The organism is Roseomonas sp. HF4, assembly GCF_005222755.1.
Taxonomy (GTDB): domain Bacteria; phylum Pseudomonadota; class Alphaproteobacteria; order Acetobacterales; family Acetobacteraceae; genus Neoroseomonas.
The window spans coordinates 30,113-53,998 of record NZ_STGD01000017.1; the positions used below are offsets into that span (position 1 = coordinate 30,113).

At 70.8% G+C, this 23,886-nt stretch carries 21 protein-coding genes; 9 read left to right on the forward strand and 12 right to left on the reverse strand.

Annotation, left to right across the window (positions count from 1 at the left end):
- Positions 1 to 2 precede the first annotated feature (2 nt).
- The 8 genes from E8M80_RS21505 to E8M80_RS21540 form a co-directional block, all read right to left on the reverse strand.
- Positions 3 to 1,370, reverse strand: a complete 1,368-nt coding sequence (locus E8M80_RS21505; protein WP_137127786.1) for a CpaF family protein — start codon at positions 1,368 to 1,370, stop codon at positions 3 to 5.
- Entirely contained in the window at positions 1,370 to 2,611 is a 1,242-nt protein-coding gene (locus E8M80_RS21510) for a P-loop NTPase (protein WP_206035716.1), read from the reverse strand. Before E8M80_RS21510 ends, E8M80_RS21505 begins: the two co-directional genes overlap by 1 nt.
- Complete coding sequence (locus E8M80_RS21515) at positions 2,595 to 2,933, reverse strand: hypothetical protein (protein WP_137127787.1); 339 nt, start codon at positions 2,931 to 2,933, stop codon at positions 2,595 to 2,597. Before E8M80_RS21515 ends, E8M80_RS21510 begins: the two co-directional genes overlap by 17 nt.
- Before the next feature lie 5 nt (positions 2,934 to 2,938).
- Complete coding sequence (locus tag E8M80_RS21520) at positions 2,939 to 5,203, reverse strand: type II and III secretion system protein family protein (RefSeq protein WP_137127788.1); 2,265 nt, start codon at positions 5,201 to 5,203, stop codon at positions 2,939 to 2,941.
- Complete coding sequence (gene cpaB / locus E8M80_RS21525; RefSeq protein ID WP_170979559.1) at positions 5,200 to 6,069, reverse strand: Flp pilus assembly protein CpaB; 870 nt, start codon at positions 6,067 to 6,069, stop codon at positions 5,200 to 5,202. Before cpaB ends, E8M80_RS21520 begins: the two co-directional genes overlap by 4 nt.
- Positions 6,070 to 6,084: 15 nt before the next feature.
- Complete coding sequence (locus E8M80_RS21530; RefSeq protein ID WP_170979560.1) at positions 6,085 to 6,594, reverse strand: prepilin peptidase; 510 nt, start codon at positions 6,592 to 6,594, stop codon at positions 6,085 to 6,087.
- Between the two features lie 74 nt (positions 6,595 to 6,668).
- Complete coding sequence (locus E8M80_RS21535; protein ID WP_137127791.1) at positions 6,669 to 6,938, reverse strand: hypothetical protein; 270 nt, start codon at positions 6,936 to 6,938, stop codon at positions 6,669 to 6,671.
- A 242-nt stretch (positions 6,939 to 7,180) separates the two neighbouring features.
- Positions 7,181 to 7,369 carry a Flp family type IVb pilin gene (locus E8M80_RS21540; RefSeq protein ID WP_137127792.1) on the reverse strand — a complete coding sequence of 63 codons (189 nt, stop codon included), beginning with the start codon at positions 7,367 to 7,369 and terminating at the stop codon, positions 7,181 to 7,183.
- Positions 7,370 to 7,947: 578 nt separating this feature from the next.
- On the opposite strand from E8M80_RS21540, the gene E8M80_RS21545 reads away from it, so the two are divergent.
- From E8M80_RS21545 to E8M80_RS21560, 4 genes are read left to right on the forward strand one after another with little or no spacing between them, the layout of a single operon-like run.
- Complete coding sequence (locus tag E8M80_RS21545) at positions 7,948 to 9,387, forward strand: TadG family pilus assembly protein (RefSeq protein ID WP_170979561.1); 1,440 nt, start codon at positions 7,948 to 7,950, stop codon at positions 9,385 to 9,387.
- Complete coding sequence (locus E8M80_RS27065; RefSeq protein WP_137127794.1) at positions 9,384 to 9,842, forward strand: TadE family protein; 459 nt, start codon at positions 9,384 to 9,386, stop codon at positions 9,840 to 9,842. The genes E8M80_RS21545 and E8M80_RS27065 overlap by 4 nt, the downstream gene beginning before the upstream one ends.
- Entirely contained in the window at positions 9,820 to 10,272 is a 453-nt protein-coding gene (locus E8M80_RS21555; protein WP_137127795.1) for a TadE/TadG family type IV pilus assembly protein, read from the forward strand. Before E8M80_RS27065 ends, E8M80_RS21555 begins: the two co-directional genes overlap by 23 nt.
- A 33-nt stretch (positions 10,273 to 10,305) precedes the next feature.
- Positions 10,306 to 11,268 carry an oxaloacetate decarboxylase gene (locus E8M80_RS21560; protein WP_137127856.1) on the forward strand — a complete coding sequence of 321 codons (963 nt, stop codon included), beginning with the start codon at positions 10,306 to 10,308 and terminating at the stop codon, positions 11,266 to 11,268.
- Positions 11,269 to 11,376: 108 nt separating this feature from the next.
- Here E8M80_RS21560 and E8M80_RS21565 read toward each other — a convergent pair whose 3' ends face one another.
- Positions 11,377 to 12,348 (reverse strand): tripartite tricarboxylate transporter substrate binding protein, encoded by a 972-nt coding sequence (locus E8M80_RS21565; protein ID WP_137127796.1) that lies wholly within the window; start codon positions 12,346 to 12,348, stop codon positions 11,377 to 11,379.
- Between the two features lie 114 nt (positions 12,349 to 12,462).
- On the opposite strand from E8M80_RS21565, the gene leuC reads away from it, so the two are divergent.
- From leuC to leuB, 3 genes are read left to right on the forward strand one after another with little or no spacing between them, the layout of a single operon-like run.
- Complete coding sequence (leuC, locus tag E8M80_RS21570) at positions 12,463 to 13,878, forward strand: 3-isopropylmalate dehydratase large subunit (RefSeq protein ID WP_137127797.1); 1,416 nt, start codon at positions 12,463 to 12,465, stop codon at positions 13,876 to 13,878.
- Positions 13,879 to 13,890: 12 nt separating this feature from the next.
- Positions 13,891 to 14,517 carry a 3-isopropylmalate dehydratase small subunit gene (leuD, locus tag E8M80_RS21575; protein ID WP_137127798.1) on the forward strand — a complete coding sequence of 209 codons (627 nt, stop codon included), beginning with the start codon at positions 13,891 to 13,893 and terminating at the stop codon, positions 14,515 to 14,517.
- Positions 14,514 to 15,656 carry a 3-isopropylmalate dehydrogenase gene (gene leuB, locus E8M80_RS21580; protein WP_137127799.1) on the forward strand — a complete coding sequence of 381 codons (1,143 nt, stop codon included), beginning with the start codon at positions 14,514 to 14,516 and terminating at the stop codon, positions 15,654 to 15,656. The genes leuD and leuB overlap by 4 nt, the downstream gene beginning before the upstream one ends.
- A 21-nt stretch (positions 15,657 to 15,677) precedes the next feature.
- Here the strand turns inward: leuB and E8M80_RS21585 are convergent, their stop codons facing one another.
- A complete protein-coding gene (locus tag E8M80_RS21585; protein WP_137127800.1) occupies positions 15,678 to 16,082 on the reverse strand; it encodes a VOC family protein in 405 nt (134 codons plus the stop codon).
- Positions 16,083 to 16,164: 82 nt separating this feature from the next.
- Positions 16,165 to 16,722: a hypothetical protein gene (locus E8M80_RS21590; protein ID WP_137127801.1), complete on the reverse strand. Its 558-nt coding sequence runs from the start codon at positions 16,720 to 16,722 to the stop codon at positions 16,165 to 16,167.
- 365 nt (positions 16,723 to 17,087) lie between these two features.
- Between E8M80_RS21590 and E8M80_RS21595 the strand changes: the two genes are divergently transcribed.
- Together E8M80_RS21595 and mscL are read left to right on the forward strand one after the other, a co-directional pair.
- Entirely contained in the window at positions 17,088 to 18,425 is a 1,338-nt protein-coding gene (locus tag E8M80_RS21595) for a TAXI family TRAP transporter solute-binding subunit (RefSeq protein WP_137127802.1), read from the forward strand.
- 181 nt (positions 18,426 to 18,606) lie between these two features.
- Positions 18,607 to 19,086 (forward strand): large conductance mechanosensitive channel protein MscL, encoded by a 480-nt coding sequence (gene mscL, locus E8M80_RS21600; protein ID WP_137127803.1) that lies wholly within the window; start codon positions 18,607 to 18,609, stop codon positions 19,084 to 19,086.
- A gap of 9 nt (positions 19,087 to 19,095) precedes the next feature.
- On the opposite strand, the gene E8M80_RS21605 is transcribed toward mscL, so the two are convergent.
- Positions 19,096 to 23,751, reverse strand: a complete 4,656-nt coding sequence (locus E8M80_RS21605; RefSeq protein WP_137127804.1) for a DUF4011 domain-containing protein — start codon at positions 23,749 to 23,751, stop codon at positions 19,096 to 19,098.
- Positions 23,752 to 23,886: the final 135 nt, after the last annotated feature.

A 23,886-nucleotide genomic window follows, 5' to 3' on the forward strand; every position in this document is an offset into this window, starting at 1 on the left:
TCTCAGGCCTCCTGAAGCGCGCGCATCCAGGGATCGAGCATGCCGAAATAGGTCAGGCGCTCGACGAAGGTCGGGCGCATGCCGGGCGACACCCAGGTGCCGCGCAGGCGCCCGTCCGCATTCTCCCCTTCGTACTGGAAGGTGAAGATGTCGTTCATCGTGATGACATCGCCTTCCAGCCCGCAGATCTCGGAGACCTGGGACACGCGGCGCTGGCCGTCGCGCATGCGCTCGATCTGGACGATCAGGTCGACTGCGGCGGCGATCTGCGTCCGGATGGCCCGCGACGGAAGGGTCGACTGCCCCATCATCACCATGTTCTCGATGCGGGTCAGCGCATCGCGCGAGGTGTTGGCGTGCACGGTACAGAAGGACCCGTCATGGCCCGTGTTCATCGCCTGCAGCATGTCGAAGGCCTCGGGGCCGCGCACCTCGCCCACGATGATGCGGTCGGGGCGCATGCGCAGCGCGTTGCGCACCAGGTCCCGGGCGGTGATCTCACCGCGGCCCTCCAGGTTCGCATGCCGGGTCTCCAGACGCACGACGTGCGGCTGCTGCAGCTGCAACTCGGCCGCGTCCTCGATGGTGACGACGCGCTCGCCATGGTCGATCAGGCGCGACATGGCGTTCAGCATGGTGGTCTTGCCCGAGCCCGTGCCGCCCGAGACCACGATGTTGAGCCGGCAGCGTGCCGCGATCTCGAGGATGCGCTGCACGGCTGGCGACATCGAGCCGTTGTTCGCCAGCGACGGCAGGTCGAAGCGCTTCTTGGCGAACTTGCGGATCGATATGCAGGGCCCGTCGAGTGCGAGCGGCGGGAAGACGATGTTGACGCGGCTGCCGTCGAGGAGGCGCGCGTCGCAGAGCGGGCTCGATTCATCGACGCGCCGGCCGACCGTGGCGGCGATCTTCTGCGCGATCGCCGACACCTGTGCCGAGGAGCGGAAGCGCACGTTCGTCCGGACCAGCTTGCCGCGCACCTCGACGAAGACGTGGTCCGGGCCGTTCACCATGATGTCGTTGATCGTGTCGTCGGCGAGCAGCGGCTCGAGCGGGCCGTAGCCCACCATGTCGCGAGCGATCTCCTCGGCGATCCGCGCCTGGTCGCGGGCCGAGATCTCCATACGCTCGCGGCTCGCGAGCTCATGGACCAGCGCATCAAGCTGCTGGCGAAGCGCCGCCGGCGGCAGTTCCCCGGCGACGACCGGGTCGATCCGCTCGAGCACGAGCATGCGCAGCCGCGCGAGCTCTGCGCTGTCGGACAGCGCGAGGTCGCCCGCGGAGATGTTGATCGCAGTCGAATCCAAATCGGCGCCGATCGGGACCGGAAGCAAATTGCCGCCCTCGGAGCGGCGACCGAAGGGCCGCATCAGCCGCCTCCCCGCCCGAACAGGCGCGCGAGGAAGGACGGCCGCGCCGTGCTGGACCGCACCGCCGCGATTTCCTGCGTCAGCTGCTCCAGCGCCCGCCGGAGCGGGCTGCTAGCCTTGAGCGCCGGCTGGCCGAGATTGCTGGCCCGCGGCAATTGACGCGGCAGGTCGGGAATGACGACGTCGGGCGGGCCGCCGATGCCCTCGGCAACCAACTTCGTCGGCAGGAACCCGCGCCGCCCCGCACCGTTCAGCACGGTGATGACGCGCCCGGGCGCTCCGGAGGCAGTCACCAGCTTCCGCAGCGAGACGGTGTCGCGGATGCTCGCGACCTCCGGACCCATCACGACCACCACATGCCGGGCGCGCGCCAGAACGGCTCGCTCCATCGGGCCGGGCGGCATCGGCAGGTCTACCACCACATGATTGAAGCGCTGCCGCAGCATGTCGATAACGCGGCGCACGCCGTCCTCGGTCGGCCGGACGTCGGCGTCCATCGCCTCCTCGGCGGCGATCAGCCGGACGCGGTCGTTGATCGGCACGGCGACGCGGTCGAGGAACAGGCTGTCGACGCGCTCCGGCTCCTCGAGTGCGATGCGCAGGCCCGACGTGACCTTGGCGCCAAGCATCATCGCCGCCGCGCCGCCGCGCAGGTGCAGGTCGAGCAGCGCGACGTGGCTGCGCGTCACCTCCTCGAGTTCGAGGGCCAGGTTGACCGCGATCGTCGTGCTCCCGACGCCGCCATGCGCGCCGCAGACCACGGTTACCTGGCCGCCGCGGTCCTGGCTGCTCTCACCGCTGCCCTGGACATGCGGGCCGAACAGGCGGGCGACGTTGTCCCGCGTGAGCGGCTTGTGGAGGTATTCGTGGACGCCGACGTTCCGCGTGATGTCGCGGTAGAAGCTGATCTCGGTGCGCTCCCCCACCACCAGCACGCGCACGTCCGGCGTGCACACCGTGGCCAGGTCGTCGAGCGCGGCGAACGGGTCGTCAACACCGCTGATGTCGACGATCAGCACGCGCGGCGTCGTTTCCTTCTCAAGCGACTTGACCGCGCTCCGCACCGTGCCACGCCGCATCTGGCCGCCCAGGATGTCGCCGAGGCCACCGCGGATCGCCGCCTCGCTGGCCTCGTCCGACACGAACACCACGAGCGCCGGGCGGTCGGCCGAGGTGATCGCCGTCCCACGTGCCGAATCCGGCACCTCGCGCAGCGGCTGTCGTTCAGTTCCGGCTTGCACCGCCACCTCCAGACGTCACGCCGCTCGCGCCAGTGGTCTGGCCGCCGATGTCGGACAGGCCGCGCGGCAGGGCGGGACGCCGCCCGGCTTCCAGCGCCGTGACCGCCGCCGTCCCCTGCGACCCGCGGTCGGACGCCGCGCCGACCCCCGCCGTGAGATGTGCCGGATCGGCCACCATGGCGCGAAGGTTGCGGTCGTTCACGCCCTCCGCCCCCTGCCAGGTTCCCGCACGCTCGAAGTCGCTGGGCGGGAAGTAGGTGTCCGGCGCGCAGGCGCCGAGCACCATAACCAGGCCCAGGATCGGTGCCGCTCGCCGTGCCATGCCGCTCACTCCACGATGAAACCGGCCGCCGCGGGCGGCCTGATCTGACGGTAGGGCGCGCCCGAGCCGGTCTGCCGGCGCAGCAGCACGCGCTCGAGGTCCGTCGCGGGACGGAAGCTGTCAAGCGGCGTGGCGAGCGCCTGCGGGTCCGACACCGGACGCACGAGGTAGGGCGTGATGATGATCACGAGTTCCGTCTCGTTCCGCCGGAAGCGGTCGGACCGAAACAGCGTGCCCAGCACCGGGATCTCGCCAAGCCCAGGCAAGGCGCTGTTGTTGATCGCGCTCGTGCGGCTCAGCAGGCCGGCGATGGCGAAGCTCTGGCCGCTCCCGACCTCGATCGTCGTCTCGGCACGGCGCACGGTCAACCCGGGCACGCGCACCGTCCCGCCGGCCACGGGGAAGACGATCGAATTCGCCTCCGACAGCTCGCTGACCTCGGGACGGACGCGCATGTTCAGGCGCTCGGGCGAGAGAACGGTCGGCACGAAGGACAGGCTCACGCCGAACTGCTTGAACTCGACCGTGATCGTGCTGCTGTTGTTGGACGCAGCGACCGGGATCGGGAACTCGCCGCCCGCGAGGAAGGAGGCAACCTCGCCCGACTGCGCCGTGAGGTTGGGCTCCGCTAAGATGGTGACCAGCCTGTCCTGCGCGAGCGCGTCGATGATGCCGTTGATGTCGAAGTTGCCGCCGCGATAGCCGAGCCCGACCAGGCCGCCGACACTGGACGTACCGCCGGTCAACGCACCGATGACAGTCCCCACAACGCCCGTGCCGGTGCGCAGGCCGATCTGCCAGGTCCCATCATTGAAAGCGCCGAGCCAGTTGAAGCCGAGGTCGCGCGTCACTTCGCGGGAGATCTCGGCGACCCGGACGCGAAGGTTGACCTGGATGCCCGACAGCAAGGTGAGGTTGTTGATGACTTCGCGCGTCTCGCCGCCCATCGCCTTGGCAATGGCCTCGGCGCGCTGCGCGTCGGTCGCGGCCGGCACCATGCCCGACAGCGCGATCGCACCGCGCCCGACCATGGTGACGCGCACGTTCTGCCCGCCACGCACCAGGCGGCGGATCATGCTCTGCACCTGGCCGGCGCTGACCGCGGGCGCCGCCGCGCGGGCGCCGGCCACCTGCGGTGCTGCCGTGGCGCTGGACTGCACGGTGATGTCGAATTCCGCCACGAGCGAACCGTCCTCGCGCGTCGCGATCAGGTTCGTGCGGCCGGCGTTGACGCCCATGATGAAAAGGCTCGTGGGCGAGGCCGGCTGCACGCGCGCGATCCGCGGGTCGGCCACCAGCACGGTCAGCGCCGGGCCGGGCAGTTCGACCAGGCGGCCCGAGCCCTGTTCCAGCACCAGCGGCCGGGTCAGCGACGCACCCGGCACCGGCGCCACGCCCTGGCCGACGCCGGGCATCGGGACCTGGGTGGGCTGGGCCTGGGCCTGGGAGATGAACGGGAAGCCCCCGCCTTGCGACTGGTCCGGCGCGACCAGCGGCACGCCCATGCGCGGGCCGGAGGGCGGCAGCACCTGGGCCATCTGGATCAGCGCAGGCTGCGGCTGCTCGGCCATGCGGATGAGCGCGGGCACCGCCGGCGCTGCGTCGGGCAGCGAAGCGATGGTGGCGGACGTGGCGATCAGCGGCGTCCCCTGCGTCGCACTCGCCAGGATGGCGGCGCGGGGCGGGGCGGCTTCCGGCGCACGCAGGCGGGTCGCATCGGCAAGGTCGGCGAGGATGGATTCGGTCGTAGGCGCCGGGGCGACCGCCGCAGGCGCAGCGGCGGCCTGCACCGGCGCGGCCGGGTCGAGCACGTCGACGACCAGCTTGGGCCCGTGGTGGAAGTGCCGGAACCGCGCGCCGTCCAGCGCCGTGATCCGCACCACGCCGTCCTCGACGCTGACGCCGGTCACGTTGCGTGGCAGGGCAAGGTTGCCACCGATCGCGATCCGCGCCGGCTCGGCGAAGCGGATCGTCAGGGCGCCGGTCAGCGGCTGCGCCTCATAGGAGGACTGGAATGGCCAGTCGAAAACCACGCGGCCATAGCCGGGGTGGCTGCCGACGCGCACCCCGACCTGGTGGGCTGACTGCTGCAGGCCGGGCGAATCGGGGGCGGCGCCGGAGGCCGAGGCCACCATCGGTGACGCGAAAGCGCCGAGCGCGAGGATCGCAACGGAGGCCCGCAGGACGATCTTCCGAGTGCGCCCCGCGTAGCCGTCGAGGCCGGAAAATGGCCGCGTACGGCGGGCTGGGCGGTGGCACACCTGGCTCATCGAAACGTCACCTCCTGCTGCGAACCACCCTGGATGACGCGCATCCTGGCGCCCGGTGCCTGCTGCGGCGCGCCGGTCAGCGCAGAGGATACATCGGAACCGAACACAAGCGAGGGTCTTGGATCGCGCGCCTCGGGCACGCCCTCGATGGAGCGCACGACCAGGGAGATCCGGCCGAGCTGCATCGCGACCGCGACTCGCTCGGCCTGCTCGGGGGAGACCTCGATCGTCACGGTTCGCGCCACGACGCGCGCCACGGAGGTTTCGGCAGCGGTGTGGCTGATCTGCTGGTCGACGGCGATGACCCGCACGCCCGAGAGGATCGTTTCGCCCACCACACGCCGGCCAGGGTCGTTCTGCTGCCCGCGCTGCTGCTGCTGCTGCAGGTTCTGGGTCAGGATCAGGTCCACCTCGTCGCCCGGCCAGATCAGGCCGGAGGCGCCGGTCACGACGTCGACGCCGATCGAGATGGCGCGCGTGCCGGGCCTCAGCACCGCGGCGAGGAAGCCGCGGTCGCGCGGGCGCAGCACGTCGGTCGTCACCACGGGCTGGTTCGGGTCGATGAAGCGCCGCAGCAGCGCGCCCCTGAGCTCGGCCCGGGACTCGGCGCCGTTCGTGAAGGCGCCCTCGGGGACCATCTCGGCGGTGACCTCCTGTTCACGGAAGTCGTCGTCCTTGAGCAGCGTGCCGATCGACAGCGGCCGCGCCGCCACCAGCATCCGGATGCGCGGCGCGGGCGCCACCACCGGCGGCGCCTCAACCCGCGCCACCTGCGGGCCCGACCCGGCCTGCCTCGGGTTCAGGAGCTGAAGGCCCACGATGCCGAGGCCGGTGGCGCTGAGCAAAAGGGAGAAAACGACCAGCATTCTGAGAAACATGGGTCAGGCCCTCGGAATGGAGAACAGGAGGAACATGCCTCCCGCGGCGATGGCGACGGCGTAGGGAAGCGGACCGCGGCGCCTTACACGCCAAGCCTCGAGCGCCACGACGCGACGCAGAATGGATGCGCCCGGGGTACGCCTCGGTCGCGATACGACGCGGCGACCAATGAGGTATGCGACGCCAAGGATACCGCCCGCCAGCACGGTCGCCACGATGAAGGTCCAGACATCAGGGGGCGGCAGGCCCATTGTCGTCGCCGCGATGAGCTTGACATCGCCCCCGCCAAGCAATCCCCGCATCGCGAGCAGGAGAAGCGAACAGAACACGACTGCCGCCAGGCCGACCGACGTGGCCGCGGCCGCCCAACCTTCGAAAAGCCGCAGCGAGAACCCTGCGGCTGCGATCGCGAGAGAAACGCCGTCGGGAATGAGGCGCGTCATCACGTCCCGCAGCGCGGCATAGGCCAGGAGGGGCGCCGCAACGAGCAAGAACATAAGGGTCGTGCTCACGATTTGGTAACCCCTGGATCTCTGCGGGACGGTAGCGCAGGCGATGGATTCAGACGACATCGCAATGCGCCCACCTACCTGGCTCCGACTGCGGCCCGAATATCCTCGAACATCCGAACAGCGATGAGCAGGTTCAATTCCTGAGCGAAGGCAGCGATGCCAACGCCAACCACGACAATAACAGCCACCGCGATGATCGCATATTCCGCAGCCGCAACGCCCCGGCGCGACGAGGCCGCCCGCAATGCCTTCCACAGCACCCCCTCCGGCCGGAGCCCCGCCTCGGCGCGAAAGCGCGCGGGCGCGAGCAAAGCCCGGAGAGTGTCAGATGCCGCGAATCGCATGTTTGCTCCATTCATCGCGCATAAACTCCAACCGCCCGGGAAGCCAAACTATAGCTTCCAGGGCCATTTGATTTCCGCCTCGCCCTTTAGCGGCGAAGCGTCTTTTTTTGATGCAAAAGGAATGAACGACATGATGGTACTATAATTTGGCAGAGAAAAAAATCCGCAATAAATTAAGCTAAACTAAATCCCGGTGGCGGGGTGGGGGCGCCGGCGCCCCCACCCCCGCTCGGGTGAAATGATCAGCGAGCGTTCGCGGACGCGATCGAGCTTGTCGCGGTCGAAAGCGCGAGCTCGACCTGATCCGCAAAGAGCCCGATGCCCAAGCCGACGACGACGATCACCGCCACGGCGATGATGGCGTACTCGGCGGCGGCGATGCCCTTGCGATCCTTGAGAGCAGCGCGAATCGTGTTCAGAAAGTTCGACATATCCCCATCTCCTTCACAGACATTGCATCAACGAGCATGACCCACCATCCCCTGAACCCGCTCGCCTGGGATCGACCGCGGGGATGCGATGTGGCTTTTCAACCGACTGGTTTGATCACCACCTCACGGCAACCAAAACACAGCCATTAACTATTCGTCAACGAAAAAAAACAGGCATGTGATTTATTTTTTAATCATCCATGAGGCACCCATCCACCGCGGACCGTGGGCGCCAAGGCGCAAACGGCGGATGGGCCGCCTGGCGCGCGGGCGCCCGCCGATCGAGATTTGGCAATATTACAACCTTCTGGCCAGCACCAGGATGCATGGGCCGTCCACCCCGATCACGAGCCGAACACGCATCAGATCGAAAAATGAGGCAGCGGTATTATTTTTTAAGAGATATTTCTTAATAAGATTCTTGCCCTTGCGACTGCGCGGGGAGTAGTTAATGAACAACAATGCTGGAGAGGGTTGTCGCCATGACGAGGAGGTCGGCGCCTTACGGTCAGCCTGTTCTGGGACGCCGTCGCTCGGGTCAGGCGTTGCGGGACCGGCGGGGTGTCTTTGGTGCGGCCATGGCTGTTGCCGCGGTCGGCCTCCTGGGCATCACGGCGCTCGCGACAGATGCTGGCCTGTGGCTCGTGTCGCGCCGCAACGCGCAGAATACCGCCGACGTTGCCTCTTACGGCGGCGTGCGGGTTCTAGCCGCGCGCGGCGCCGCGGAGGCCATCAATGCCGCGCAGGACAGTGTTCTGCGCAACGGGTTCGCCCTGGCCGACATCCAGGCGATTAATGTCGGACTGTGGAATGGCACGACATTCACGGCCATGGCCCTCGGTAGCGCCAATATTGCTGCGGCCAATGCCGTGCGGGTGGAGATCAGCCAGCCCCAGCGTCTGGGCTTGGCGCGATTGCTTCAAACAGTGATTCCCTCCGCCTGGGGGGGCGCGACCTCCGCGAACGAAGAAGGAGGGCCGGCATGCACCCTTTCGGTCAACCCACCCGGAGGCGAGACCAATCAGGTCGATGGCAGGACGATTGTCGGAGGAAGTGTCACTATCGAAGCCCCCGATTGCGTCATGGCCGCCAATGACACGAGCGGGAAGTCCGTCCAGTACAACGGCAATTCGGGTCCAAACATCGCGGGCTTTCGCAGCGCCGGGTCCTGCTTCAATTGCGATGGGGCGGGCGTGCCCTACCAGGAGGGCACCGCCACCCCGGATCCCTTCAAGTACCTCCAGAGCCTGACCATGGGATCGTTGACCTGCACGCGGCCGCGGTACTGGAATGGCGCACCGCTTGCCGACGGAAGCAACGAAGTCCTCGGCAGAAACATAGGATCCGCTCGCGATCCGCGTTGGGCGCCGCCAAACGCGAACAACTACACGCACATCACGATGCAAGGCAGCACGTCTGGTACCGCCCGTGCCATCTGTGCCGAGGTAGGGGATATCAGCCTGTCGTCAGGACAGACCTTGACCCTGGGAACTGGGACCCATTATTTTGACGGGACAAGTCTGTCGGCCAATGCGGGCGCGACGATAGAATGCGCCGGCTGCGGCCGCGACGTAGGCACCCAAACGGTGACCGGCGTGACCCTGGTTTTCACCAATACCTCCGGCGATCCGGCCGGGACGATCAGCATCAATGGCGGCGCGACTGTCCAATTGAATGCGCCAGGCGTTGGTCAAGGCGTCCCAACCCCCGCTTATGACGGCATCCTGATCTATCGAACTCCTGTCGGGGGCGCGGAGAATGGCTCGCCCGCCATGCAGATCAATGGCAATGCCGACAGCTGGCTGTTCGGCGGCATCTATGCGCCGACAAGCGAGATTGAGGTCAGCGGCAATTCGATCTCGAATGCGCCAGATGGCTGGGCCGGGCTTGATGGTGGTTGCACGTCCATCGTCGGTGGCCGGATCACGTTCTCCGGCAACGCAACCGTCAACATCAATGCGTGCGACGTCACCGGAACGGCGGTGGCGAAGCCGCTTGTGTCGAGATTGGTCCAATGACACGACCAAGAGCCCGCCGCCGTCGATCTCAGTCCGGGGCAGTTGCCGTTGAATTCGCGCTCGTTTCGCCCGTTCTTATTGTGATCCTGCTTGCGACGGCTGATATCGGGAATGCTATTCAGCAGATGATCAGGCTCGAGGTGGCTGCGCGCGCCGGCGCGCAAATTGCGATGACGAATCCGACGAACAGTGCTGGCATCCAAACAGCCGCCCTCCAGAATCTTAGCGACTGGGTTCCAGTTGGAGCGCAAAATTGTGCGCCTGGAGGGGTTTGTGTTTCGATCCAACACCAATGTGGCACGTCGCCAAATAGCCTTGTTTCATGTCCAGGAAATTTTACCGAAACCGATGTCGTCCTTGAGTATGTCAGCGTTTCTGTTAGTCGCCCCTATACTCCGCTATTCATCGTTAGCGAGAGGACATTGAGCGGTTATGTTGAATTTCGTCGGCGCTAAGAAAAAATTACGCTACGCCAGGTCACGCCGTGGCGCGTCCGCGGTGGAGTTCGCTCTGGTGGGTGCCGTTTTCTTCATCGGGCTTCTTGGCGCGATTGAAGTTGGACGTTATTTCGCCGTAACTCAAGGACTCCGAAACTTCATTGGTGATTCGCTGCGCTTCGGCATTGTAAACATGACCGATGGACAGCGTCTCTGCGGAGCGAATCTTGTGACCGCCGTAGATCGCGGCGGGGTGGTCGGCGGCCTTATTAGTCAGAGCCCAAATACATGCGTTACTAGGCGCAGAATCGTTAATCCGAATAATGAGTTCGATGTGCTTTTTGAAGTTGAAGTCGTTACAGATGTTGTATTTAATTTTACCATTTCATCCTTCGGATTTACGCAGCAGCGTTTTAGCAATACGTCTGTTTTAGGTTTTCGCTTATAGTTTTCTAGCTTTCGATCCTTGAAGGACCAGATCATGCGCCTTGGCCAGGGCCAGCCCACCCGCGCGACCACCCGCCTGCGCGCCCTGATCGCGGAGCACCGCCCGCTGGTCGTGCCGGGGTGCTTCAACGCCATGTCGGCCCGCATCCTCGAAGACGCCGGCTTCCCCGCCGTCTACATGTCGGGCTACGGCACCTCGCTCAACCTGCTCGGCCTGCCGGATGCGGGGCTCGCCACCCTGACCGAGATGGCGCTGAACGCGCGCCTCATCGCCGCCGCCGTCCGGGTGCCCCTGATCGCCGACGCCGACACGGGCTTCGGCAACGCCATCAACGTCGTCCGCACGGTCGAGGAATACATCCGCGGCGGCGTCGCGGGCCTGCACATGGAAGACCAGGTCGCGCCCAAGCGCTGCGGCCATGTCGCGGGGCGCGAAGTCGTGGCGCGCGAGGAGGCGGTGCTGAAGATCCGCGCCGCCGCCCGCACGCGCGATGCGCTCGACCCGGATTTCGTCATCATCGCCCGGACCGACGCGCGCGGCGCACACGGGGGCTCCCTCGACGAGGCGATCACCCGCGCCAACGCCTTCCTCGACGCCGGCGCGGACCTCGCCTTCGTGGAAGGCCCCAAGGACATCGACGAGGTCGCCCGCATCGGGCGCGAGGTGAAGGGGCCCGTCTTCTACAACATGACCGGCATCTCGCCCCGCCTGTCCGCCGAACAGATGGCCGAACTCGGCATCCGTGTCTGCATCCTGCCGGGGGCGGCGATGCGCGCGGCCATCATGGCGATCCACGACTTCGCCATGGCGCTCAAGCAGGACGGGCCGATGGCGGAAGCCGCCTACGACGAACGCTTCAAGGCGCACCCGAAGGGCAACCTGCACGGCTTCGCTGGCTTCGACCGCATCCGGGAGATGGAGGCGGAGTTCCTGACGGCGGACGCGGCGAAGAAATACGAAGGCGGCCTCGGCTACGCGCCGAAGGCAGCGGAGTGAGGGTGGGGGGAGAAGGGAACTTCTCCCCCCAAGCCCCCCTCAACCTTCCTTGGCATTTGGCAAGCCGGCCGGCTGCGAAGGTCGGGGGAGTAGCTTTTCCCCCGATCTCTACCCCACGCGCAGCCCCGTCGCCGCCACGATCCGCCGCGCGGTCTCCCGGTCCTGCCGGATGCGCGCCGCGAAGGCCGCCGGGTCGGACTCCACCGGATCCGCCCCGGCCGCCTCCAGCCGCTGCCGCGCGGCGCCGTCGGCCAGCGCCGCGCGGATCGCCTCCGCCACCCGCCGCATCGCCGCCTCCGGCGTGCCGGCCGGCGCAAAGACCCCGGTCCAGGAGGACATGTCGTAGCCCTGGAAGGTCTCCCCGATCACCGGGATCTGCGGCAGCGAGGCCTGGCGCCGCCCGGCGGTGCTCGCGATCAGCGTAGCGCCCCGCTCCACCGCCGGCCGAAGCGAGGAATAGGAGATGATCCCCGCATCGATCCGCCCGCCCGCCAACTCGCGCGCCACGTCCGCGCCGCCGCGGAAGGGCACGTGCTCGAGCCTGATGCCCGCCATCATCTGCAGGTTCTCGCCCATGAAGTGGCCGATATGGGCGACGCCGGGCGTGCCGTAGGTCACCTCCCCGGGGCGCCGCTTCGCCTCGGCCACGAAGCCCGCCAGGTCCTGCGCGGGAAAGCCCGCCCGGATGCCGATGATGTAGGGCTGTGTCGTCACCTGCACGACGGGGATGAAGGCCGCGCCGTAGTCGAAGGGCAGGTCGCGCCGCACCTCGGGCAGGGTCGCGAAGGTCGCGCCCTCGAACAGCAGCGTGTAGCCGTCGGGCGGGGCCTGCGCGACGACGCCCGCGCCGATCGCGCCGGAGGCGCCGGTGCGGTTCTCGATCACGAAGGACTGGCCGAGGTGCTCCGCGATGCGCGGCTGCAGCGTGCGCGCGATGGTGTCGGCGACGCCGCCGGCGCTATAGGGCACGACGAGGCGAACTGGCCGCTCGGGCCAGGCGGCGCGCGCGGCGCCGGGGCGCAGCAGCGCCGGCGCGGCAAGCACGGCTGAGGCAAGAGCGCGGCGCGGCAGCGCGACCATGGACGACTTCCCTTTCCGCGGGCGCTTGACCGCGCCCGTCCCGCGCGGCGTGATGCCGCCGCTGCGCCGGAACGCTCCGCTGCCGTTCGGCCAGCGTCAAGGAGGAAGCCGCCAATGCCGAGCGCGATCCCGGCGACGATGTTCGACAAGATCTGGGACCCGCATGTCGTGGCCGACCTCGGCGGCGGCTGGTCGCTGCTGCATTGCGACCGCGTGCTGGTGCACGATCTCTCGGGCGGGCGGGCGCTGCAGGAAGTGGGCGAGGCCGGCTATGCGGTCGCCCGCCCCGACCTCGTCTTCGCGACACCCGACCACGCCGTCTCCACCGCCCCCGGCCGCACGGCCGAGACCTTCGCTCAGGGCGGGCGGCTGATCGCGGGGCTGCGCAAGCGCGCGGCCGAGACGGGCGTGCGGCTGTTCGACCTCGGCCAGGATGGCAACGGCATCGTGCACGTCATGGCGCCCGAGCTCGGCATCGTGCTGCCGGGCACGGTGCTGGTCTGCGGCGACAGCCACACCTGCACGAACGGCGGCGTCGGCTCGCTGGCCTTCGGCATCGGCGCGTCGGAGCTCAAGCATGTCCTGGCCACGCAGACCCTGCCGCAGCGCAAGCCGCGCACCATGCGCATCCGCTTCGAGGGCACACCCGGGCCGGGCGTCACGCCCAAGGACATGATCCTCGCCGCCATCGGGCGCTTCGGCGCTGCCGCGGGCACAGGATACGCCATCGAATACGCAGGCTCGGCCGTGCGCGCGCTGTCGGTCGAGGGGCGGCTCACGCTCTGCAACCTCTCGATCGAGATGGGCGCCAAGGTCGGCATGGTGGCACCGGACGAGACGACCTTCGCCTGGCTCGCCGGCCGCGACTTCGCGCCGAAGGGGGCGTCGTGGGACGCGGCCCTGGCGGATTGGCGCGCCCTGCCCTCGGACGACGGCGCCGTCTTCGACCGCGACCTCCTCATCGACATGCGCGACGTCGCGCCGCAGATCACCTGGGGCACGAGCCCCGAGCAGGTGCTGCCCGTCACCGGCCGCGTGCCCGACCCGGCCGATGCGCCGGATGCCGAGAAGCGCGCCGCCTGGGAAGCCGCGCTGGCCTACATGGGCCTCACGCCCGGCGCGGCACTGGAGGGGACGAAGGTGGACTGGGTCTTCATCGGCTCCTGCACCAATTCCCGCATCGAGGACCTGCGCGCCGCCGCCGCCGTGCTGAAGGGCCGCAAGGTCGCGCCGCACGTCACCGCCTGGGTCGTGCCGGGCAGCGAGCGCGTGAAGCACGCGGCGGAGGCCGAGGGGCTCGACGCCGCCTTCCGCGCGGCCGGCTTCGAATGGCGCGAGCCCGGCTGCGCGCTCTGCGTCGCCGCGAACGGGGAGGCGGTGCCGCCGGGTGCGCGCTGTGTCTCCACCTCCAACCGCAACTTCGTGGGCCGGCAGGGGACGGGGGCGCGCACGCACCTCGCCTCCCCGGCCATGGCGGCGGCGGCGGCGCTGGCCGGCGCCATCGCCGATGTCCGGTCCTTCGCGGCGTAGGGGGGCCGCCACATGCAGAAATTCACCGCCGTCTCCGGCCCCGCCGCGCCCATGCTGAGCGCGAACGTGGACACCGACGTCATCATCCCGATCCAGCGCCTGGTCGGCTCGGGCCGCACGGGGCTCGGCCCCCATGCCTTCGAACGCCTGCGCTACAACAAGGACGGGTCGGAGAACCCCGACTTCATCCTGAACCGCCCGCAATACCGCGACAGCCCGATCCTGCTGGCGGGGCCCAACTTCGGCTGCGGATCCTCGCGCGAGGGCGCCGTCTGGGCGCTGATGGGCATGGGATTCCGCGCGGTGCTGGCGCCGTCCTTCGGCGACATCTTCTTCAACAACTGCTTCCAGAACGGGATGCTGCCGATCCGCCTGCCCGAGGAGACGATCCGGCAGATCGCAGCCGAGACCGAGGCCGCGCAGGGCGCCCGCCACACGCGCGTGGACCTCGCGCGTCAGGTGGTGGTGACGCCGGACGGGCACGAAATCCCCTTCGACGTGGATGCGCGCAAGAAGGACGCGCTGCTCGAGGGCCTGGACGACATCGCGCTGACGCTGCGCCTCAAGGACCAGATCCTGGCGTGGCAGAAGGCCGACCGCGCCGCGCGCGCCTGGGCCTGGGAGACGGTGGAGCGATGAGCGGCACCCCTGACCGCCGGACGACCGAGCCGCGCGACACGCTGAACATCGTCGTGCTGCCGGGCGACGGCATCGGCCCGGAGGTCACCGCCGAGGCGGTGCGCGTCCTCGACTGGTTCGTCACACGGCGCGGCGTGCCGCTTGCGATGGAGCCGCGGCTCTTCGGCGCCGCCGCCTGGGCGGCGGAAGGCACCACCATGCCGGAGGCCACCTGGGACGCCATCCTGTCGGCCGACGCGCTGCTGTTCGGCGCCACGGGCAGCCTCGACCAGCAGCACATCCCGCCCGAGGAGCGCCGCAAGGGCGCGCTGCTGACCATGCGCCGCGCGCTCGACGTCTTCGCGAATCTCCGTCCGGTGAAGGCGCAGCCCGCGCTGGCCGAGGCATCGCCCTTCAAGGCGCGCACGATCGCGGGCGCCGACCTCGTGTTCGTGCGGGAATTGACCGCCGGCGTCTATTTCGGCACGCCGCGCGGCATCGAGACGATGGCGGACGGCACCCGCCGCGGCGTCAACACCCACGCCTACACCGAGGCCGAGATCGCGCGCGTCGCGCGCTTCGCCTTCGAGCTCGCGCGGACGCGCCGCAACCACGTGACCTCGGTGGACAAGGCCAATGTGATGGAGGCCGGGCGCCTCTGGCGCGACGTGGTGACCGAGGTGCATCGCGCGGAGTTCGCGGACGTCACGCTCGAGCACATGCTGGCCGACAATTGCGCGCTGCAGCTCGGCCGCGCGGCCACCCGCTTCGACGTGATCGTGACCGACAACCTGTTCGGCGACCTGCTGTCCGACTGCGCCGGCGCGATCAACGGCAGCCTCGGCATGCTGCCCTCGGCGGCGCTCTCGGCACCGGGGCCGGACGGGCGGCGGCGCGCGCTCTACGAACCGATCCACGGCTCGGCGCCCGACATCGCGGGCAAGGGCATCGCCAATCCGCTCGGCGCCATCCTGTCGGCCGCGCTGCTGCTGCGCTGGACGGCCGGGGCGCCGGCCGAAGCGGACCGCCTGGAAGCGGCGGTCGAGGCGGCGCTGGCCGCCGGCGCGCGCACGGCCGACATCGCCCTGCCCGGCGAGGCGGTCCTGTCCACGCGGGCCATGGCCGATGCCGTGATCGGGGCGCTGGAGGCCGCGGCGTAGCGCCCGCCGCGCGAAGGCCGGTCAGCCCGGCGCGGGCCAGTCGGGGCGTTCGAAGCGCTGGACCTCGAGCGTGTAGCCGGCCGGGTCGCGAAAGAAGAAGGATGTGACGCGGTAGGTCTCGGAATATCCTGGGGCCTCCGCGATCTCGACGCCCGCTGCCTTCAGGCGCTCGTGCCAGCCCTCCACGTCGGCCGCGACGAAGGTGACGACGCAGCCACCCTGCACGCGGGGGTTGTCGGTCACGCGCGGCGCACGCGCCCTGCACACACCGAGGAAGGCGCGCGACCCCGGCGCGACCTCGTAGATGCGGCAAGAGCCCTGGTCCTGCGCGAGCGGCAGGCCGAGCACCTCCTCGTAGAAGCGCCACGACGGCGCGGGATCCTCGGCGTAGAGGAAGGTGACGTGCTGGTCGAAGGGCGCGGGCATGATGCGGAGCCTCCCTGGTCGCGCGGATGAAGGCGGCATCGCCGTGGGCGTCTCGGCCGATGCGCGACAAACCGGCCGGGCGTCAGCGGGCAGGCGACGTCTCGGCAGGCGCCGTCGCTTCGTGTCCGCCGCTTGCGCCGTCGGCAAGGGTTCCGTGGCGCAGGCTGCGGTAGCCGGCGCCTTCGAAGGCGGCGGACCAGGCTTCCTCGTCGCCCTGATACCCCACCATGTACTCCGGGCGTTCCGACACGCGCAGATGCCTCAGCCGGGGTTCGGGGACCGGCGCGTTGACGATGACGGCGTCGATCTCGGCGTAGCGGAATGCCCGCCGCAGCGTCGGCATCAACGCCGCGAGATCCTCGGCGCGATCGACGAACCTTCCCCCCGGAATGGCGTAGCGGACGAACAGGATCCGTCGTCCCGGCCTGTCGAGCCCCACCCAGTTCGAGGCCGCGTGGGCGAACCTGTCGCGCGCCTTCTTCACGTGGTCGCGCCAATCCTCGGCGAACGAGCCGCCGACCGACGGAAAATCATGGATATGGTGAAACCCGAAGCGATCGTTGCGGATGTTGGATATCCGCCCATCCGGCCCGTGGTCGGCGACGAGGTTCTCGCTCCGGTAGACCAGGTCGGGGTCCATTCCGGCGTCTATTGCCCCGAGAAGGCCTCCGAGGGGGGAAATGAACCAGTCGATTGGAAACGCGGTCGAAAACCCGAAGACCCGTCGGACGTTATGGGTGTTCTTGCAGTTCGATCCGAGGGGAACGACGTCAGAATACGGTTCCATGCGCCCCTCTCGCCTTTGGCATCCGGAATACGGCAAAGCCGCCATGGCGCCAAGCAGATGGCAGGCAGCGCCAGGACGCCGCGGGATCCTCGGCACAGAGGACGGTGACGTGCCGGTCGAACGGGCGGGCAGCACGGCGAGGCAGCGGGCCATGCCAAGCCGCGGCGGCGCGCGATGCCCGTTGCGCCGCCGCATGGGCTGACGCAGGCTCGCGGCCGATGCAGCGCGTCCTTGCCTGGGTCCTCCGCCACTGGCTGCCGAGCGCCGCGGCACTCCTCCTCGCCTGCGCCGCGGTCGGCTATTTCCTCGCCGCCGCGCCGCCGCCGCGCGAGATCCGGATCGCGACCGGCACTGTGCCCGGCTCCGCCTATACCCACGCGGCCGAGGCCTACGCGGCCCGGCTGGAGGCCACCGGCTTCCGCGTGCAGCGCCGCCCGACGGCCGGCACGGTCGAGAACATCGCCCGCCTGCATGCACGCGAGGTGGACATCGCGCTCATTCAGGGCGGCATCGCCGACCGGGAGCGTGACGCCGGGCTCGAATCCCTCGGCGCCGTCTTCCCGGAGCCGACCTGGATCTTCGTCCGCGCGGGAACGGACGCGCCGCGGCTTGCCGCGCTCAAGGGCCAGCGGGTCGCGATCGGGCCAGAGGGCAGCGGCACCCGCGTGCTGGCGCTCGCGATCCTGGCCGCCAACGGCCTGGCGCCAGGCGATGTGACGGCGCTGCCCCTCACCGGCCCGGAGGCGGCCGAGGCGCTGCTCGCGGGCGAGGCCGATGCGGCGGTCTTCGTCGCGGCCGCCATGACGGGCGCGATCGAGCGGCTGCTGAACGCGGCGCCGGCGATCACGCTGATCGACTTCGCGGGGCGCGCCGCAGCCTACGGCGTCCGGCTGCCCTACCTCTCGCCGGTCGAGTTGCCGCGCGGCGGGCTCTCGCTCGGCGCCGACCTCCCGTCGGCGCCGGTCACGCTGCTGGCGCCGGTCGCCTCGGTCGCCGTCCATGCCGACATCCACCCGCAGGTGGTCAGCCTGATGGTGGGCATCATGCAGGAGGTGCATCGCCCGCGGACGCTGTTCTCGGCGGAGGGCGCCTTCCCGAACATGCTCGCGCAGGACCTGCCGATGCACGAGGATGCCGAGCGCTACTACGCGCGCGGGCGGACCGCGCTGCAGCGCTGGCTTCCCTTCTGGGTCGCCGTCTGGGTCGAGCGGCTGTTCTTCATCCTGCTTCCCGTCCTCGGCATCGCGGTGCCGCTGATCCGCTTCGGCCCGGCGCTCTACGCCTGGCAGATGGAGGCGCGGGTCTGGCGCCACTACGAGACGCTCCGCGGCATCGAGGCCGAAGCCGAGGTGGCCACGCAGCCAGCGGCGCAGGAGGCGCTGCGCGAGCGGCTGGAGGCGCTGGAGAGCCGCGTGGCGCGCCTGGCCATGCCGGTCAATTACCGGCGCCACATCTTCGCGCTGCGCCGCGACATCGCCTATGTGCGCGCGCAGCTCCGCCGGGACCGCCCTTCCGCCCCGCATCGACCGCTGCCCGAGGGGCCGGCGGACCTCTGATGCCTGGCACACGAAGGTCTCACCTTCGTGCCACTCGAACGCCGGGCGGGCCGAACCGGCCGCCCGCACCTCGCGACCGTTCCCGCAACGGACGCCCCTGGCACGCCGCGGCCGGCGGGGCGATGATCGCGGCGGAACGACCCCCCGCCCGCGGGGTGGCCGATGACAGGGACAGGACGGCATGAGCGACCTCTCGAACAAGATCACGAACCGGATCCCGCTGAAGGAGCCCGCCTGGCTGCGGGAGTTCAAGACCTTCATCATGCGCGGCAACGTCATCGACCTCGCGGTCGGCGTCGTGATCGGCGCGGCCTTCACCTCGATCGTCACCTCGCTGGTGACCGACCTGATCAACCCGCTGGTCGGCATCCTGATGGGCGGCATCGACTTCTCGAACCTGTTCATCGTGCTGTTCGGGGAACGCCGCGCCTCGCTCGAGGCGACGCGCGAGGGCGGCGCTTCGGTGCTCGCGATCGGTGCGTTCCTGAACGCTGTCATCAAGTTCGTGATCGTCGGCTTCGCGGTGTTCTGGCTGGTCAAGGTCATCAACCGCCTGCACGGGCCGAAGGAAGCGCCGAAGCCGGCCGGGCCCACGCCGACCGAGGCGCTGCTCGCCGAGATCCGGGACGAGCTGAAGGCGCAGCGTGGCGGCGACGCCTGACGCGCCGCGTCAGAGCCTGATCGTCCCAGCCCCCACCAGCGCCGCGATCCGCGCCGCCACCGCGATCTCGGACCCCGCATCGAGCCCGAGCGTCGCGAGGATGGCGCGCGCAAGCTCCGCCTCCGTCATCGGCACGCCGCGCGCCAGCAGCGCTTCGGCCGTCGCGGCGATCTCGGCCGGCGGCACGGAGGCCGCGCGCCGCAGATGCGCCGCCGCCGCGCGCCGGTCGCGCGGGACGATGCGGGCCTCGGCCATGGACAGAAGGCCCGCGGCCTCGGTCACGCCGTGCTGCGCGCGGGCGATGGGCAGCGCGCTGCGCAGCGCGGCGCGCTCGGCCGGGGACAGCGCCTCCCGCCCGGCGGCGAGGCGAAGCCGCTCGGCCAGGCTGTCCAGCGTGACCGGCGCCTCGGCCGCGACAACCGCCCCGATCGCGGCGGCGAGGGTCGCGGCGGGCAGCGCGTCCAGCGCGCCCTGCGGCAATTCGGGCGCGGCCTCCCGGTAGGGCTCGGCGATGCCGGGCACGGGGGGCGCGGCGGCGGGTTCGGGCGGCGGCGCGGCGGCGAGCTCGGCGCCGAGCGCCGCGGCGATGCGCGCGGCCTCGGCCTCGGGCCGCGCATACCAGGCGAGCGACCAGGCGCGCGCCAGCTTCCAGCCCATCACGGCGAGCGCGCCGGGGCGGCCGCGCTCCCGGTCCCGCGCGCAGCGCAGCGCCGCCCAGTCGCCGGCATCGGCCTCGATGCCGAGCTCGTAGCCCGCCTCCCCCTTCGCCGCGACGTCGAGGAAGAGGCCTGCGAGCCCGACCCGCGTCACGGGCTCGCGCCCGGCGGCGCGCACGGCCTCGGCGATGGCGTCGGCGATCGGGCTCGGAAGCGCCACCTCCCCGCCGCGCGGGGCGGCCGCGGGGCCGGCGGCGAAGCCGAGGAACGCCTTGAGCGCGGCGACGCCCCGGCCGGACGCGCGCTCGAGGTCGATGTCGTCCGCGCCGATCCCCGCGAACACGATGCAGCGCTTCTTGGCGCGGGTGATCAGCACGTTGAGCCGCCGCTCGCCGCCCTCGGCCGAGAGCGGGCCGAAGCGCATGGCAAGCCTGCCATCCTTGTCGCGGCCGTAGCCGACCGAGATCAGGATCGCGTCGCGCTCGTCGCCCTGCACGTTCTCGAGGTTCTTGACGAAGAAGGGCTCGTCGGCGTGATCGGCGAAGAAGGCGTCGGCCGAGGGGTCGTCGCGGCGCGCGGCCTCGATCGCGTCCATGATCGCGTCGCGCTGGCGGATCGAGAAGGCGGCGACGCCCAGCGTATCGCCCGGCGTCTCCTTCGCGTGGCGCATCACGGCCTGCGCCACGGCCACGGCCTCGGCGCGGTTCACGCCCTCCCCGGTCTCCCAGGCGCCATCCACGCGCACCAGCGACAGGCCGAGTTCCGCCGAGCGCGGGCGGGGGCTCGGCAGCACCAGCAGCCGGTTCTCGTAGAATTCCTGGTTGCTCGTCGCGATCAGGCTCTCGTGCCGGCTGCGGTAGTGCCAGCGCAGCATGGCGCGCGGGATGCCACGCGCGTTGCAGAGGCCGAGGATGCTCTCGACATCGCGCGCCGCCACCGCGTCGGGCGCGTCCTCGGGCGCGGTGTCCTCCGCCTCCTCGGTCATGCGCTGGAAGAAGCGGGTCGGCGGCATCTGCCGGTCGTCGCCGACCACCACCACCTGGCGACAGCGCGCGATGGCGCCCAGCGCATCCACGGGCTCGACCTGGCTCGCCTCGTCGATCACCAGCAGGTCGAAGCTGAGGCCTGGTCGCAGCCCGTGCGGAGGGCTGAGGAACTGCGCGACGCTGAGCGGGCTCATCATGAAGACCGGCTTCACGCCCTGCACGGCACCGGCGGCGCGGAGCAGTAATTCCCGCACCGGCAGGTGGCCGCGCTTCTTCTCCATCTCGCCGCGGATCACCTGCATCTCGGGCGCGGTGTCGCGCACGCGCTTGACCTGCTCGGCATGGGCGCGGGCGGCCTCGGCGCGGGTCAGCGCGATGCGCGCGCGGTCGGCGTCGCGGAACTCCTCCACCGTGCGGTCCCAGGTGCCTGCGTCGAAGCCCGCGAGCGCGGGGAAGCGCGCGGTCGCGGCGCGCAGCAGGGCTTCGTGCACGGCATAGGCGAAGGCGTCCTCGGCCGCGGCGGCGGACAGCCGGCCATCCTGCAGGCGCGCTACCAAGGGCTCGAGCCCCTCGGCCGCGGCCAGCGCGCGGCGCCAGCCCTGCCAGGTGGGCAGCGCCTCGGGATGCATCGCCCAGGCGCCGAGCCGTTCGGCCAGCGCGGCGAAGGACGGGTCCGGCGTGCCGAAGGCCGCCACGGCGTCGAGGCCGGTCGCCTGCTGCAGGTCGCGCCAGGCGGCGGCCGCGGCGTCGAGCGTGGCGGCATCGCCGGCCGGCGTGCCCTCGGCGAGGGCCGCGGCGGCCCCGGGTCCGTGCTTCTGCCGCCAGAGGATCAGCGCCGACATGGCCGACGGATCCGTCTCCTCCCCCCGCCACAGCCGGCCGAAGGCCGCGGCGCCGAGCGCGCCGCCCGCGCGGACGCGGTCGCGCGCCTGTTGCCCGGCCAGGGCTGCGTCGATCGCGGCGAGCGGGTCCGCCCCGTCGCGCGCGACGCGGCCGGCAACCTCCTGCGCCGCGCGGCGCCCGGCATTGAGGAAGCCGAAGAAGCCGCCCGAGCCGGCGAGCGCCCCGCGCGCCTCGGCCAGCCCCGCGACGTCGAGCGCGCCGGGCTTCAGCCGCGGGTCGCGCCGGGCGATGGCGAGCTTCGCGACCGCCTCGGTCAATGCGACCAGCGGAGCGGGGTCGGCGCGCCAGGCGGCGCTGGCCATGGCGGCGGGGTCGTGCGGCGGCGCTTCCCGCAGCGCGGCCGCCGCGGCCAGGTGGCGCGCGACGCCGGCCGGTCCCGCGCCCTCGCCCGCGGCGGCGCCGGCGGCGGCGAAGGCGCGGATCCAGCCGGGCAGGCGCGCCATCAGCCGCTCGGTATCGGCCGGGCCGAGCTCCGCGGTCACGCCGCGCCAGGGGTTTTCCGCGCCGCCGGATTCGGCCGCCCGGCCGGCGAGGTCGCGCAGCGCGTCGCGGCGCGCGGCCAGCGACGGACCGTCCCAGCCCGCGGCATCGAGGGTGAAGTCGGGCGCGGGCACCCCGCGGCGGCGCAGCCCGACCAGCGTGCCGATGACCGCATGGACCGGCAGGCCCGAGGCACCCGCCGGGCTGCGCATCGCCTCCGCATGGCCATTCAGGCGGGCGCGCAGATCCTCCAGCCGCCCGACCACGCCGGCGCGGTCCGGCCGGGCCGGCGGCGGCAGCAGCGCCATCGTCGCGCGGAGCTCGTCCAGCACCGCGCGCTTCGCCTGCTTCTCGGAATGCAGTTCCAGGCAGGCGGGGCCGAGGCCGAGGTTCTCCAGCCGCCGCTTCACCACTTCCAGCGCGGCCAGCTTCTCGGCGACGAACAGCACGCGCACCGGCCGCAACGTCCAGCCCTGGCTGCCCAGCACGGCGGCCTCGGCGAAGCCGTCGGTGCCGGGGATGCCGGCGCCGGCGATGCGGCGCGGCGCCTCGGCGCGGCCGCGCGGCGGCTCGGCGACCCGGTCGAGCACCGCCTGTGCGAGGATCGTCGCGATGGTCTGCGACTTGCCGGTGCCGGGTGGCCCCTGGATCACGACATGCCCGCCGCGCCGCACCGCCTCCGCCGCCAGCGCCTGGGAGCCGTCCATGTCCACCACGTGGTCGAGCAGCGCGGGCGGGATCAGCGCATCGACATCGGCGTCGTCGGGGAAGGTGGGTTGCGTCGCGAGCGCCGCGCCGCCGACCAGGGCCTGCACCAGCGGGTGGTCCGCGAGGCCGGGATTTTCCTCCGGCCCGAGGTCGCGCCACATCAGGAACTTCGCGAAGGAGAACAGGCCGAGCGCCAGGGCGTCGGCCTCCACCGTCCAGTCCGCGCGGTCCTTCACGGCCGCGGCGACGGCCTCGGCCCAGGCGGTCGGGTTGTAGGCGGCCTCCTCGAAGGGCGGCAGGTCGGTGCCGAAATTGACGCGCAGCATCTCCCGCAGGCTGAGGTTCTCGGCCGGCTCCTCGGCGCCGGCGCGCAGGCGGAAAGTCTGGGAGACGCCTTCGCGCTCCAGCACCGCCGGCAGCAGCGCGAGCGGCGCGCGGCGCTCGGTCCCGGGCGTCGCCGGGTCGCGCCAGACGAGCGCGCCAAGGGCGAGGTAGAGCGTCGGCACGCCCGTCTCCTCGCGCGCCGTGCGGGCATCGGTCATGAGGTCGCGCAGCCGGCGCGTGAGCTCGGCCGCCGACATGCGCACGCGCAGTCGGTCGTCGCGCTGGTAGTCTTCCCGGCTGGCGGCGGCGTCCGCCTGGCTCACGCCGCCGGCCCTGGCGGGCCTGGCGGCGCGACGGGCGCGGCGCGGCTTGCCCGGTTCCGACGCGGCGGGCTCGGCCGCCGGCGCCTCCGCCTCCGCCTCCAGCCAGTCGAAGCGGAAATCCTTGCCGGCGGCAAGGCGCGCCTGAACGAAATCGGCGTCCTCGTCGTCAAGGATGACGACGCCGCGCGATCGCCCCGGCTTCGGCAGCGACAGCAGCCGGTTGCGCGTCGAGAGGTCGAGCAGCGCCCGGCGGGCGTCCTCGAGGGCCTGGCGAAGGTCCGTCATGGCATCCCCTTTAGCGCGACCGGCCGAGTCTCGCGCCGATCGGAGCGCTTTCCGCTCTGGCGGAACCGGCAACGGTCCGCCCCCCCGACCGGGACCTCAACGACAGTATCCCGGATGGGCGAGCGCGTGGTGGCG

What these genes read in the sequence shown, in the direction of transcription:
- E8M80_RS21505 (WP_137127786.1), bottom strand. Translation starts at nt 1,370, where the DNA reads ATGCGGCCCTTCGGTCGCCGCTCCGAGGGCGGCAATTTGCTTCCGGTC.
- E8M80_RS21515 (WP_137127787.1), bottom strand. Translation starts at nt 2,933, where the DNA reads ATGGCACGGCGAGCGGCACCGATCCTGGGCCTGGTTATGGTGCTCGGC.
- E8M80_RS21520 (WP_137127788.1), bottom strand. Translation starts at nt 5,203, where the DNA reads ATGAGCCAGGTGTGCCACCGCCCAGCCCGCCGTACGCGGCCATTTTCC.
- cpaB (WP_170979559.1), bottom strand. Translation starts at nt 6,069, where the DNA reads ATGCTGGTCGTTTTCTCCCTTTTGCTCAGCGCCACCGGCCTCGGCATC.
- E8M80_RS21535 (WP_137127791.1), bottom strand. Translation starts at nt 6,938, where the DNA reads ATGCGATTCGCGGCATCTGACACTCTCCGGGCTTTGCTCGCGCCCGCG.
- E8M80_RS21540 (WP_137127792.1), bottom strand. Translation starts at nt 7,369, where the DNA reads ATGTCGAACTTTCTGAACACGATTCGCGCTGCTCTCAAGGATCGCAAG.
- E8M80_RS21545 (WP_170979561.1), top strand. Translation starts at nt 7,948, where the DNA reads ATGGCTGTTGCCGCGGTCGGCCTCCTGGGCATCACGGCGCTCGCGACA.
- E8M80_RS27065 (WP_137127794.1), top strand. Translation starts at nt 9,384, where the DNA reads ATGACACGACCAAGAGCCCGCCGCCGTCGATCTCAGTCCGGGGCAGTT.
- E8M80_RS21555 (WP_137127795.1), top strand. Translation starts at nt 9,820, where the DNA reads ATGTTGAATTTCGTCGGCGCTAAGAAAAAATTACGCTACGCCAGGTCA.
- E8M80_RS21560 (WP_137127856.1), top strand. Translation starts at nt 10,306, where the DNA reads ATGCGCCTTGGCCAGGGCCAGCCCACCCGCGCGACCACCCGCCTGCGC.
- E8M80_RS21565 (WP_137127796.1), bottom strand. Translation starts at nt 12,348, where the DNA reads ATGGTCGCGCTGCCGCGCCGCGCTCTTGCCTCAGCCGTGCTTGCCGCG.
- leuC (WP_137127797.1), top strand. Translation starts at nt 12,463, where the DNA reads ATGCCGAGCGCGATCCCGGCGACGATGTTCGACAAGATCTGGGACCCG.
- leuD (WP_137127798.1), top strand. Translation starts at nt 13,891, where the DNA reads ATGCAGAAATTCACCGCCGTCTCCGGCCCCGCCGCGCCCATGCTGAGC.
- leuB (WP_137127799.1), top strand. Translation starts at nt 14,514, where the DNA reads ATGAGCGGCACCCCTGACCGCCGGACGACCGAGCCGCGCGACACGCTG.
- E8M80_RS21585 (WP_137127800.1), bottom strand. Translation starts at nt 16,082, where the DNA reads ATGCCCGCGCCCTTCGACCAGCACGTCACCTTCCTCTACGCCGAGGAT.
- E8M80_RS21590 (WP_137127801.1), bottom strand. Translation starts at nt 16,722, where the DNA reads ATGGACCCCGACCTGGTCTACCGGAGCGAGAACCTCGTCGCCGACCAC.
- E8M80_RS21595 (WP_137127802.1), top strand. Translation starts at nt 17,088, where the DNA reads ATGCAGCGCGTCCTTGCCTGGGTCCTCCGCCACTGGCTGCCGAGCGCC.
- mscL (WP_137127803.1), top strand. Translation starts at nt 18,607, where the DNA reads ATGAGCGACCTCTCGAACAAGATCACGAACCGGATCCCGCTGAAGGAG.
- E8M80_RS21605 (WP_137127804.1), bottom strand. Translation starts at nt 23,751, where the DNA reads ATGACGGACCTTCGCCAGGCCCTCGAGGACGCCCGCCGGGCGCTGCTC.